The 12573-nt window shown below is 43.1% G+C and carries 14 protein-coding genes; 5 read left to right on the top strand and 9 right to left on the bottom strand.

All coding sequences use genetic code 11. The features are described 5' to 3' along the window. Positions 1-352: 352 nt before the first annotated feature. The 3 genes from F6J94_RS20470 (at position 353) to F6J94_RS20460 (ending at position 2268) form a co-directional block, all read left to right on the top strand. On the top strand, positions 353-1228 hold the full coding sequence (locus tag F6J94_RS20470; protein ID WP_293043746.1) for an ABC transporter ATP-binding protein: 876 nt from the start codon (positions 353-355) through the stop codon (positions 1226-1228). 15 nt (positions 1229-1243) lie between these two features. Continuing rightward, positions 1244-1717: an SMC-Scp complex subunit ScpB gene (gene scpB, locus F6J94_RS20465; protein WP_071104321.1), complete on the top strand. Its 474-nt coding sequence runs from the start codon at positions 1244-1246 to the stop codon at positions 1715-1717. 170 nt (positions 1718-1887) lie between these two features. Further along, complete coding sequence (locus tag F6J94_RS20460) at positions 1888-2268, top strand: DUF760 domain-containing protein (protein WP_293043744.1); 381 nt, start codon at positions 1888-1890, stop codon at positions 2266-2268. Positions 2269-2654: 386 nt separating this feature from the next. Here F6J94_RS20460 and F6J94_RS20455 read toward each other — a convergent pair whose 3' ends face one another. From F6J94_RS20455 to ahcY, 4 genes are all read right to left on the bottom strand, one after another. After that, positions 2655-3905, bottom strand: a complete 1251-nt coding sequence (locus tag F6J94_RS20455) for a transposase (protein WP_293043742.1) — start codon at positions 3903-3905, stop codon at positions 2655-2657. A gap of 135 nt (positions 3906-4040) precedes the next feature. Beyond that, positions 4041-4673: an exopolysaccharide biosynthesis protein gene (locus F6J94_RS20450; RefSeq protein ID WP_293043740.1), complete on the bottom strand. Its 633-nt coding sequence runs from the start codon at positions 4671-4673 to the stop codon at positions 4041-4043. Positions 4674-4751: 78 nt separating this feature from the next. Next, a complete protein-coding gene (locus tag F6J94_RS20445; protein ID WP_293043738.1) occupies positions 4752-5555 on the bottom strand; it encodes a DUF928 domain-containing protein in 804 nt (267 codons plus the stop codon). A 643-nt stretch (positions 5556-6198) separates the two neighbouring features. Next, complete coding sequence (gene ahcY / locus F6J94_RS20440) at positions 6199-7476, bottom strand: adenosylhomocysteinase (RefSeq protein ID WP_293029424.1); 1278 nt, start codon at positions 7474-7476, stop codon at positions 6199-6201. A 336-nt stretch (positions 7477-7812) separates the two neighbouring features. Here ahcY and F6J94_RS20435 point away from each other — a divergent pair, with 336 nt between their 5' ends. Continuing rightward, entirely contained in the window at positions 7813-8079 is a 267-nt protein-coding gene (locus F6J94_RS20435; RefSeq protein WP_293029426.1) for a hypothetical protein, read from the top strand. A gap of 125 nt (positions 8080-8204) precedes the next feature. Here the strand turns inward: F6J94_RS20435 and F6J94_RS20430 are convergent, their stop codons facing one another. The 5 genes from F6J94_RS20430 to F6J94_RS20410 form a co-directional block, all read right to left on the bottom strand. Beyond that, positions 8205-8561 carry a carbon dioxide-concentrating mechanism protein CcmK gene (locus F6J94_RS20430; protein WP_293043736.1) on the bottom strand — a complete coding sequence of 119 codons (357 nt, stop codon included), beginning with the start codon at positions 8559-8561 and terminating at the stop codon, positions 8205-8207. A 106-nt stretch (positions 8562-8667) separates the two neighbouring features. After that, positions 8668-8979: a carbon dioxide-concentrating mechanism protein CcmK gene (locus tag F6J94_RS20425; RefSeq protein WP_075900807.1), complete on the bottom strand. Its 312-nt coding sequence runs from the start codon at positions 8977-8979 to the stop codon at positions 8668-8670. 151 nt (positions 8980-9130) lie between these two features. Continuing rightward, positions 9131-10165 carry a GAF domain-containing protein gene (locus tag F6J94_RS20420; RefSeq protein WP_293043734.1) on the bottom strand — a complete coding sequence of 345 codons (1035 nt, stop codon included), beginning with the start codon at positions 10163-10165 and terminating at the stop codon, positions 9131-9133. Between the two features lie 769 nt (positions 10166-10934). Beyond that, entirely contained in the window at positions 10935-11561 is a 627-nt protein-coding gene (locus F6J94_RS20415; protein WP_293029438.1) for a type I restriction endonuclease, read from the bottom strand. Positions 11562-11660: 99 nt separating this feature from the next. Then, the gene (locus F6J94_RS20410) at positions 11661-11888 is read right to left on the bottom strand and encodes a hypothetical protein (RefSeq protein ID WP_293029442.1); all 228 of its coding nucleotides are present in this window, start codon (positions 11886-11888) and stop codon (positions 11661-11663) included. Between the two features lie 55 nt (positions 11889-11943). Between F6J94_RS20410 and F6J94_RS20405 the strand changes: the two genes are divergently transcribed. Beyond that, positions 11944-12366 (top strand): helix-turn-helix domain-containing protein, encoded by a 423-nt coding sequence (locus F6J94_RS20405; protein ID WP_293029446.1) that lies wholly within the window; start codon positions 11944-11946, stop codon positions 12364-12366. The last annotated feature ends 207 nt before the right edge of the window (positions 12367-12573 follow it).

Raw genomic sequence — 12573 nt, 5'->3', positions numbered from 1 at the left:
AGTCAATAACTGTAGCTGATAACTAATGGAGTAACCAAAGGAACAGCCCCTATTTGTTTTAACCTACGGATTGATGCTTTGTCTAGATATAATAATACTTAAGTTTACTTTAAATTTCCAATACTTGATTTTAAGTATTGGAAATTTAAAATTCAAAGTAATACTATGTTAATTAAATAACCGTTAATATTGATGAATACAACTGTAGCAGTTGTATTTGCCCCTAAATTTGCGATTACTGCTCTTTTTATTAACGGAATTAGATCAACATGATATAATTTGCTTCTAACCTGTGGTGTGGAAGCGGGTTAGCTTAAGTCTGTTGACTCAATATCATACATACAAGGAATCTATGCCCCCAGCTGTTTCCCTCCAGAACATCTACAAAATCTACGATAAGGTCCCTGTAGTCAATGACCTCTCCTTTACGATTGAATCAGGAGAGATATTTGGTTTGCTTGGTCCGAATGGTGCTGGTAAATCCACTACAATTCGGATGGTAACTACGTTAACTGAACCGACCAAGGGGCAAATTAAGGTAGCGGGTTACGACGTTGTACAAGAAAAAGATCAGGTCAAGGAAAATATTGGTGTGGTCTTGCAGCAAACTAGCGTGGATATTGACCTGACTGTCTGGGAAAACATGGAACTCCACGGACGGCTGCATCACATTGCCAATCCTGGGCGTCAGCGGCTGATTAATCAGTGGTTAGAGTATGTAGAGCTAATAGACCGACGGGATAGTTTAGTTAAAACTCTGTCTGGGGGAATGAAGCGTCGGTTGCAAATTGCTAGAGCGCTGTTACATCAACCGAAGATTCTATTTTTGGATGAGCCTACAGTGGGATTAGACCCCCAAACCCGCCGTCGCCTGTGGGAAATTATTCGGGATTTGAATCGCCAAGGTATGACCATATTGCTAACTACCCACTATATGGAAGAAGTGGAGTTTTTGTGCGATGGCTATGGCGCTGGCAAGCCAGGACGGATCGGGATCATGGATTCTGGTAGACTAATCGAATTAGGTACACTTGAACAGTTGCGCCACCAACATGGGGAAGGATTGCTGATCAAACAACTCTCAGAACGCTTTGAGTACAAATTTTTCCCGACTCTGGAACAAGCAAGTGGCTATCTCGAAAGTTTACCGGATAAAACTGGTGTGATGGTTCGTCCCTCCAACCTGGAAGATATTTTTGTTGAATTGACAGGACGTCAATTGGATTAGAAGCGAATTAAAACAATGCCTCGTCTAGCTACCCAAATTGAAGCGATTCTATACTTGAAGGGACAGCCCGTCTCCATAGAGGAAATCTCAGAGTATGCCCAATGCGATCGCGAAAAAGTTGCGGATGGCCTGATTGAACTGATGGCAGACTATGCCCACCGGGACAGTGCTTTAGAAGTTGTGGAAACTCCTGCTGGGTATAGCTTACAGTTACGAGCCACTTTTAGTGAATTACTGCAAAACTTAATTCCCGCTGAATTGGGCACAGGTGCTTTGAGGACTTTAGCTGCGATCGCTCTTAAAGGTCCGATTACTCAAGCTGACCTAGTCAACCTTCGTGGGAGTGGAGCGTATCAACATATCCAGGAACTGGTCGAGCTCGATTTTGTCCAGAAACGTAGACAAACTGAGGGGCGCTCGTACTGGTTACAAGTTACTGAAAAATTTCATCAACACTTTGAAGTTGAGCAGCTACTGCCACCCCAATAGAAGCTATGCCAAGGGTTACAGAAACTTCAAGATTTCTTTAAGTAAGCTTTTTTTCTCAGAATTTCTACCGAAAAAACTTAGATTTATCCCCGAAAGCGGATTCAGCTTATCTCACAATCGTTTAGAGTATAGAAAAGTCGAGATGAAGCAGGTCAAACCTAAAATTTCTAATGGTATTCAACCCCGATTTTCTAAGTTCCCCAGGAGCAGAGCCTCAACCGAACCAACTGCTGCAATACCTCCAGAATCAACCTTCTGATGTTTTAGCAAGGATTGCTAAGTCTGCTAGCCCTGAAATCCAACAAATCATCTCTCAGAACGTTCAGGGGCTAGTAGGGATGCTGCCATCAGAAAACTTTAATGTTCAAATCACCACTGATCGGGAAAATTTAGCTGGATTGTTGGCTTCAGCCATGATGACTGGTTATTTTCTCCGTCAGATGGAACAGCGTATGGTTCTTGAGGACAACTTAACCAACTCCACTCCCTTACCTACTCACAAGCGGCGCACTGAAAAGCGTAGCGACTCCCCAAACCCAACTGAGTCATAGATGTCCTCTGGTTTAATACCTACTTTGATACCTACTAAGTTAGGTAGACACCAGTGAATTCCACTATGTTCAGAATGATTAACTTGGGAAAAAGAGTAAATGGAATAGGAAAAAGGGATCATACTATAACAATCTATTGTCCCTTTTTCCTTTTTAGGCGCAGGTCGAGATGGATCGGATGGGAGGATGGGCGGATAAAGGGGGATACTCGTGCATCCATTATTCTGCCCTGATCCGAAGTTCTCTTGTCCTAAATTACCGACAACTGCAGCGAAGTTTGTTACCGATTACCCATTATCGTAACCCAAACAAAATCTTCGACGCGGACTGGATGCACAGAAGGTCAACGACCCAGCCAAATCTTAATCTGTTGACACTCCCCATAGCTAGAAGCTAGGGGATTCTCGGTTCAGCGACTCGTCTTGCCCTTCCAGGCCGGAACCAAAAAGAGTAGAGGACAAATCTCCCCGAGCGTTGAGTAGAGTTCCCGTGTGCCCCAAGGTACTTAAGGCTCTAGTTAGTATATTTTTTGCGGCGTTGTGATCGCGATCTAGCCGACACCCACACTTGCAGACATGAGTTCTAGTCGATAAAGACTTCTTGACTACTTCGCCACAATTAGAGCAATTCTGGCTGGTATAAGCAGGGTTGACTGCAACAGTTACCCGACCAAACTTTTGACCAAAATATTCCAGCCACTCCCGAAATTGGTACCAACCTGCATCGTTAATGGATTTGGCAAGACAGTGATTCTTTACTAAGTTTTTGATCCTCAAGTCTTCATAGGCGACCAGATCGTTAGATCGGATTACGCAACGCGCGAGTCTCTTCGCATGTTCTTCACGCTGCCTACTTATTTTAAGGTGTGTCCTACCTAGCCTATTAATTGCTTTTTTACGGTTAGCAGAGCCTTTCTTCTTTCGGGAAACCCGACGTTGATAAAACTTTAAACGTTTCTCCCCTCTTCTGTAAAATCTTGGGTTAGGTTCTGAGTACCCATCAGAGTCTGTATAGAATTCTTTTAATCCAACATCTAAACCAACAGTAAAGCCAGTAGCTTCTAGTTGAAAGGCCGTAGGCCACGCTTTCGGCAAAGCCGACGCTGCGCGAACGCGAACGGAATTATCTGCTTTGACGCAAAACTGGACATAATAACCATCGGCTCTTTGGACGATACGAACCCGCTTGATCAGTTTCTGGTCGAAACGCCATAAGTCCCACGTCCCCTTAAGCTTGACTTTACCGATTCCTTTCTTGTCGGTAAAATTTATAGATTTTTTATCTGGGGATAACTTCCACCCGGATTGCTTATATTCAACCGACCTAGAATGTTTCTTAAAACGGGGATAGCCCTTTTTCCCAGGTACTTTTTTCTTACAGTTGTCGTAGAACCGCTTTATTGCCCGCTCTACATTTTCAACTGAAGCTTGACATGCATGACTGTTCAGGTCTTTGACAAAATTAAACTCTTCACGTATTTCGGTGTTGTAACGGTACAATTCTTTTTTGCCCACTCCATGGTTATCCATCCAGTACCGAAGTACTTTATTCCGGACAAAGCGAGCCGTTATAATAGCTTCATTTATCGCTAATTTTTGAGGCTCTTTAAGGACAGCCTTGAACTCCATTACCAACACCTGAAATCACCTCCTTGGTTCGTTTGCTTTACTTACTATTATAGTCGATAACGAGCGGGCAAAAGTTCCCGGACAGTTAGGGAATAAATTCCTGTTCGGGCTAACCCCATGGATAGAATCCAGGGGCTTGCGCTCTCAGGGTTTTCGGTCAATAATCTGGTCAATAATCTGGTCAACTAGATTTGTGCCACCAAACCATAGAGCAAACAGAATTGAGATGGAGAGGCTTGCTCCGATCAAGCACAGCACTAAACCGGCTAGGCTAATTGCGCCATCATCTTCAGTTAAGCCAAAACCAGTTATAAAAATTCCAATAGCTGGAAGGGTATTTGTTCCTGGAATTGGAATCATCATCGAAATTGACATTAATGCGATCGCACTCCCCATAAATATCCGACCAGGCAAACTGGTACAAATATAGCTTAGGCGAGGACGGGTCACTGCCTCAATCCGCTGCAACCAAGGGAGTCCTATTTTCAGAAAACCCTGGACTGTTTCCAATTTCATTTTCCCATTCATCATCTTATTGGGTAGCCAGGGGCGTTTGGCACCAACGATGAGCTGAATAGCCAACAAGAAGATCACAATCGCAAAGGGAATCGAATAACCCGGTGCTGGAACTGGCAAAGCAGACGGTAGGGATAGGATAACGAATAGAAACCCAAAAATACGTTCCCCCGCTAGGGTCAAAATATCTGCCAGCTTTACCTGAGGCTCTCGCTCTTCCTCAAAAAAATAGCGCTGTAGTTCTACAGAGAGTTTAGCCATTCAGTAGTGATTAGTTATAAAAGTTAATATACTAATCTATACTAATCCTTCTAGCACTTACCCTGAAATTACCTAAGATTAATTGTTAGGTGTGCAGCAATTCACAAATGGTTTGTTAGCGATCGCTTCTAACTCCACTGATTTGATCAGATCTACCCATGCTTGGGGCTGGGAATCCCGTAACTGGGCAACAGTAGTCACAGTTTCTTGCCAAATCATAGCATCAGCATATAGTTTGGCTTTTTCTAAGGTATTTTGCTCCTGCTCTAGATTAAGCGCTAATTCTGGACTAAGTTCAGTACGCTGGAGTATTCCTTTAACCCACTGATCTCGGCTACGCTCTTGAGGATCGCAAACGAGTACGAAAAACCACTTGTATTCCTTACCCATAGTCAGAGGTACGGTTTTCGGCACGCTCAGTTGCACAATACCGTTCGTGTTATCCAGGCTCAGGCTGGTCAGGTACACCTCTTGATCCTGGTCATCAATTAACACAAATTCTGCTTCGGAGGCTTTAGTTTTGGGAACATACCAGAACAGTGTAGGATTAGCCGCCACTGTTTTGACCAGATTATTGGCAGGCACGATAGGAGTCAAAGGGATGTCACCGTTGTCAGTACAGGAATAGCTACGAGACCCTCCTCCTGCTGTTCTTGTTGGTTTTCCTCGTTCTGGTACTCGTGGAAATTCAATCATATGTGTCCCAGCCCCAAGGGTTTTAGACGGTGACCCTCGCTCTGGTGGTGCTGGGAATTGTAAACCAACTTCATGGTGTGGGTATGACTGTGCGAGTAACCGGGGTGCCGTCAAGTCATTTACCAGTGCAGCCGACAGCATAGTAGTAAGCACTGCCAGATAGGTTGGAGTTTGTTGCCATATCATGATCAATCACCCTACTCATTAATAGGCCTCTTGCAAAAGTCCATTTTTGCTATTGGGCTATAGTATTTATCACCCTCTTTTTAAAGATTTATGCAAGATTCTATATAATTTTAGAATTTTCCTGTACATATTATCCATATCTATATAGTTTCCCCACTTCTTAAAAACATCCATAATCTCTAAAAATCACCCATAATCCGCTTTCGCAACTGGTATTTGCCTACCTTCCCTTATTCTTCAGCAATAAAGCCATAACTCTACCTGTAGGGTAGAGTTTGGTACCCAGTTTTGGGTAAGTTCTGTTCTTCCAAGGATTGCGGCTAATCCCACACCTTATTCAGCGGGCTAATTGCTAATTATTCTTAATTAATTGTTAAGTAAATCAGGTATTGAACTTGGGGATTTATGTATTTAATCCCAATTTACCATCAAAGGTATTGGTATTCTTACCATATTCTATCCCAAAATCCCAATAATCTCAAGTTCGCTTAATCACTTTTTTGGGTCAGGGTAATCGATAGTCGGTCATCGTCAACTACCAATTACCCATGACCTATGACCCATTACCTGTTACCCATTACCCATTACCCGATCAGGGAGATCAGGATTATTGAACTGGCATTGTCAAAGGATTACCCTAGTTTTAGGTACCAGAAGTCCAAGAGTTCATGTACTCGATTTGCTCTGGGGTTAGGGTGTCAATGTTAATGCCCATTGCTTGTAACTTCAGCCGCGCAATTTCCTTATCCACTGCTTCTGGGATGGAGTGTAAACCTGGTTCAATGGATCCTTTGTTCTTGACTAGGTATTCACAGGCCAAAGCTTGGTTAGCAAAGCTCATGTCCATCACCGCACTGGGATGACCTTCAGCTGCTGCCAGGTTAATCAGGCGTCCTTCACCCAGTACTACAACGGATTTACCATTTTTCAAACAGTACTCTTGGGTAAAGTTCCGTACTTCTTTGACTTCTGTTGCCATTTCCCCTAAGGACTTGAGGTCAATTTCAATATCGAAGTGACCGGAGTTGCACACCATTGCTCCATCTTTCATCACCTCGAAATGCTCAGGGCGAATCACGTGCTTGTTACCAGTAACTGTGATAAACAAGTCACCTAAGGGAGCCGCTTCTGCCATCGGCATTACCCGGAAGCCATCCATCACAGCTTCAATGGCTTTAGTGGGGTCGATTTCAGTAACAATGACATTGGCTCCCAGTCCCCGGGCTCGAAGTGCTGCGCCTTTGCCACACCAGCCATAACCGACCACAACCACGTTTTTACCAGCTAGCAACACGTTGGTGGCGCGGATAATACCATCAAGGGTAGATTGACCAGTACCGTAGCGATTGTCAAAGAAGTGTTTGGTGTCAGCATCATTAACATTCATTGCCGGGAATGTCAAGACACCGTCATTGAACATAGCCCGCAGACGGACAATGCCAGTGGTGGTTTCTTCGGTGGTACCAATGATATCACTGAGCTGGTGTTGGCGATCTTTTACCAGAGTGGCGGTAACATCACTACCATCATCGATTATAATGTTTGGTTTGTGATCCAGGGCAATTTCAACGTGGCGGTGATAGGTTTCGTTATCTTCCCCTTTGATGGCAAATACAGAAATATCATGATCAACCACTAAGCTAGCCGCCACATCATCTTGGGTTGAGAGAGGGTTGCTGGCAATTAGGACAGCATCAGCACCAGCAGCCTTGAGTGCGATCGCTAAATGGGCAGTTTCCGTAGTAACGTGACAGCAAGCAACTAAACGAATTCCTTCCAAAGGCTTTTGTTGGGCAAAGCGGTCTCGAATTTGCTTGAGCACTGGCATCTCCCGTCCAGCCCATTCAATCCGCTGCTTTCCTTTTGGTGCCAGAGACAGGTCTTTAACTTCGTGTTTTATCCTAGTCGCAGTTGCAATCATCAGGTTTTGTGTTTTAGTTAACGTTTTTTAGTTTAGCCTTGATTAGTTTAACGTGTCCCTTGAAAGTTCCACCGGATGGGCAAGCTTTATCAAAATTCTGATTAAACCTGCTGATATTGAAGATATTTTACATATTTATCTCTTTAACGAGTGCTAATTACATCCCTTGATGTAGCAAATTGGCTATTTTCTGAAGGATATAGGAAACTCAATGGCAGCAAGGCCTCTTAGGATTGACTACTGATCACTCCTAAATTAGTATATTTGTACTATAATCAAGAGAGCGAGTTGACGGTTAGCTGATCTGATGTAAACCCCTAATCAAGGTTTTTCCCCATGAAGAAGCACTATATCCTGAGCATCAATCCCAATGCCGACTACCAATGGGAGCAGTGTACGTCACGAGATCCCATTACGGCAGAACGGCCAGACTTTGCTGGTTTGATTGCCCAAGCTGTGGCAGATCAAACTGGTTCTTATCTAGTGGCAGTTAATATTGAGGTAGAAGTATTAGAGCAAGCAGCACAGCCCCAAGCTCAGAAAGTGCGGGTTGATTTGCCAGTGGTTCCTGTGGAAGTGCAACCATCAGGATTAGTAGCATGATTATTGACATAGTTAACCGGACCCGGTTCTAACACAAATGTAGCTTCAACCCGCATTCAACAACCGCTCTCCTATCCGGTCAGACCTGGGCTTGGTGCGGGCTTAGCTAAAACCAACCAAAAAGCTTAACGAGGCAAACCGTTCCCCGGCCCGATGATGGGATTTTCCACGGCTTCTCGGTACTGTTCAACGGCTTCAGTATAGGCAATGGGCAGAACACACTCGACGTTTTCATGGGGACGAGGAATGATTACCCAGGATTCCAGGGTAGCGCCATGGGCTTTTTCGACGGCTGCAATACCGGCATCCATAGCTGCTTTTACTTCCGAAACATCCCCTCGAATATTGATATTGAAGCGGGCGCTACCAACTCTGATGTAGCCTACTAAGGTAACCCTACCAGCTTTCACCATAGCATCTGCTGCTGCGAGTATACCAGGAAAGCCTTTGGTTTCGAGAGATCCAACCGCCACTGTGGACATAGCCAAACTCCTTACTTTGTTGAATTTGTTGAATTATTTTAAACTCAGGAACTATTGTACGAATCTTCGCTACCGATGCTGACAAATAGCGATTAAGCCTATTGGTTTAAAATGTTCGGAACTCTTCGACTTTGCTGGTGTAGTGGATGGGCAGCACTGTGTCCACATTTTCATTAGGGTTAGGAATGATATAGTAAGCTGTCACCTCTGCACCATAGGTTTTCTCTACGGCTTCCAGACCAGCTGCTACCGCGACGTTTACCTCCGATATTTTACCACGGACGCTAACCATAAACCGACCTTTCTCAGATTTATCATAGGATACCAGTGTCACTGCCCCTGCTTTGACCATGGCGTCTGCTGCGGCAAGTACCCCTGGAAAACCTAGGGTCTCAATGGTTCCAACTGCTACTGGCATTGTGTTCTACTCCGGTCAACACGAAAAGTTTGTTAAATCTGATTGTACTGGAGTTATTAGGCAAAATATATCTTAGCTTGCCTAAAACGTTAACATTTAAAATTTAAACTATTATAAAATATTTAAATTTTACCCTAAAAATTAACAATTACTAGAAGTTGAGTTTGGTTAGTTTTTTTAGGCTCTTGCGCACCTGTTTTTCTTTCTCCTGGAGTTCAGTAATTAGTTTTTGATTATAGGGATCGATAATCCCTGATTTGCTTTCTGAATTTACCCAAAGTTTACGGGCTAGTTGGAAACATAACTGACATCGTTCTAAATTTCTCAGAATTGAAGGAGTAAATTGAGCCAACAGTTCTTCATCTCTTTTGGTAAACCCCTTTAGATCAATTCTTTCATACAAGTCATCCTTGGGATTACTGTCTGGCTTTAACTTATTAATTAATTGTACCACAGCAATTAAATTTTTTTGCTGATTCAACACCGGCCAAGCTAGCATAGTATAGGTTCGGTAACCGGTAATTTGGTCGATTCTTTTCGCTTCTTCAGAGCGTGGATCGTCATAGACATCAAAGGGAACATTAATAATGCTTAAGGAGGTAGCAGCTGCACCAGCAATTCCTTTATCTGCTGGAATATCAATGACTAGGGAGCCACCTTTCCCATCATCAGCGTCAATGGAACCGAGGATATTACTATGCTCATCCAGTAAAAAAATACTGGTGCGGTCTGCTTTTAGTATATTTCCCGCTTTTCGGGTGAGGCGACGTAACATTTCTTTGAGGGTATCCACTAAATCCCCTAAAGCGTCATCAACGGTGTTTACCTCTTCGATAGGCTTTGGTTTTGTATTCCCGTAGCCTGGCCTACGGCCAATCCCATCACTGGTATCTACGGTGATATCTACGGTATCTACGTCATTGCTATCTACTTCAATCTCTGAGGATTTTACCGGAGTTTCCAGTAAATCTAAACCAGCAATTTCTCGCCAATTTAAGTGCAATGCTTGACAAATTTCTACAAAGAAAAGACCTTTAATGGGCTTTCCGATCAGAAAAAGATTAACAATGGGCAAGGATAAATCTAATTTATTAGCTAGGTCTATATCTCTTCCCCGACGCTTACGCTTCCAAACTAATTTGACTGTTTCGAGATACTTAGGGTGTACACTATATAATTTGTCCATTCTTTTTTTGATTTGGGGAAAGCTGCTTATCTCAACTCCAACTGATTAGGGAGTAGCCAAAATATAAAATACCAGTTTTTAGCTTTTCGGATAGGCAAAAAAAGTTGGTTTATTTTCAGTTTTATAGATTAAGTTAGGTTACCCACCCTACTTTAATTGGTATTTTTTTAAACGCCAGTCCCTGATCTCAATCTATGGCTTTTTATCGATATTCTGGACATTTGATGTCAATGGTCTAAGTCTCTAATAGGTTCATCCCATCAGTTAACTAGACTCTCTAGGTAGTTTTAACAAACTAGTTGCTGCTTTCAGCAGTGTATTCCGTTAGATGTTACTAGGCAATTAACCGTGCTTTCTAATAACCTCTTAGGGTTGGAAGTTTTTGATGACGGTCACGGTATCAGCCACATCGTCTAGTTACCCTTACCCCCATTACCACCATGGTGAAGATACCATAGTTGGTATACAGCTGTCACACCTGATCAATAACCTGATCAATAAACAGATAATCGGTTCTTTTGTTTGGCTATCACCTGCTGCTTCCAGTAAGCTCTGGGCAGCAGTATTTGTATAATAGTGCTTTTTGTGAAAAAGGTAAAGTCCTTTTCAGGAAGTGTAAGCAGTCAGCTAATATCCTCGCCGAGGCTACATCAACTGCTTCTGAGCAGTCAGTTAAATCATCCAGGAAAACTTAGACATTTAGCTGAGGAGCGCGAGTAGATCAGTTATCCTGGAAAACCCCCTCAATATGCTGATAGCTGGAAGCTGACTAGGGATTTTGGATGGTTTGGTTAATACGTTTTAATATTCTCAAAACAGTGTAAAGGTCATCTTTGTTCTCAAGAGCGAATGTATAGGATTGAGCATATTTAGGTGGCTTGTGGGTTGTCATCTTTAGGAATTTAAACTCATTTCCATTGGTGATAAACCCCAGGATAGATTGCTCTGGATTAGGATTAGCCAACATATACGCTAAGACTTGGGGAATTCCCGCTGCCAAGGCATATTTTGTTCCTTTTGCTTCAATAACAGTAACCCAGAATTCTGGGTGAAAAATCAGAATATCAATACGTCCAGTAACAATCATACCCTCATCTTCGGAGGTGATTTTAACTTCTTTCTCTGCTGTAATTTCAAAGGGATGACGATAAAATCCCGCTAGTCTGAGTAATGGCGATATTATCACCATTTTCAAGATCACTTCCAATAACGGAGACTCAGATAAGTACAGATATTCTTCTTTAACTTGCCCTAGCAATTGTTTCTCAAAATCCGTCAGTTCCGGTAACTCGTCTTGCCATTCTCGGAAAAAATGTTCATCATCCGTTCGTTCTAGGTGGAATCTGTGTCTTAATTGACGTAAGGTAATCTCTTTTGCAGGAATTGTTTGAACCATGGGTAGTTGAAAATTTATAATTTAGAGTTTAATTAATCGCACATAAGTGATTACACAGTCCCTGATTTATTTATAGCAATTTTCGGAAGTATTCAGCGATCAGCGATCAGCTTCTTCTTTAAATTGCGATAATGCAATAGTTTTTTGGAACCCTTGTATCTTACTAATCCCATTAATCTCACTAATCCCAGTTGCCCCACTACTTGAGATTGTGACAATGCAATAGTTTTTTTTAGCACCCTCTTCCTCCCGCGCCCACACCCCACACCCCACACCCCACACCATCTGAAATGGCGACAATGCAATAGTTTCACCAAATCCTGGCATTTTATGGAAAATCGTGTTATTATAATAATATCGTTAAAGCAATGGTTTATTGGCCATGATGATTTCCACCGCACAAGCCGCTGAATTACTTGGTGTTTCTGCTACTCGCGTCCGTTACCTTCTGGGCAAGGGCAGAGTTAAAGGGGCTTATAAGGTGGGCAGAACTTGGGTGATTCCTTTGTTTGATGGTATGCCGGTGGTCACCCCTGGCACTCGCGGACCAAAACGGAACTGGTCAAAGCGTACAGAGTACACTAAGACAGTGATTCATGTTAACCAGAGGGTGATTCGCAACAATCTCAAGACGGGGGACCGGAATCCTGTGATTACGGTGAAGCGAGGCTCTAAAAATGTTTACGGTCATACGGTGGAGGTCAATGGCCCCTGTCGGGTGATGTATCGTCCAGATGATCCCCTTAAGTGTGGAGCACGGGTTTGGATTGAGACTATTTCTGATTTTGAGGTGATTTCAGCGTGATGGGTCAGCTGTTCAGTATTGAGATTGGGATACCTAAATTGCTCAAAGGGAATAGGGAATAGGGAACAGAGATACAATCCTGTGTACCTCATTAGGGTAAAAACCCCTGTATTAGCAAAAATCTCCCTATCTCCCTACCTCCCTACCTCCCTATCTCCCTATCTCCCTATCTCCCTATCTCCCTATCTCCCTATCTCCCTATCTCCA

This window comes from Moorena sp. SIO1F2 (assembly GCF_010672755.1).
GTDB lineage: Bacteria > Cyanobacteriota > Cyanobacteriia > Cyanobacteriales > Coleofasciculaceae > Moorena.
This window is presented reverse-complemented; position numbering and strand designations above follow the sequence as displayed.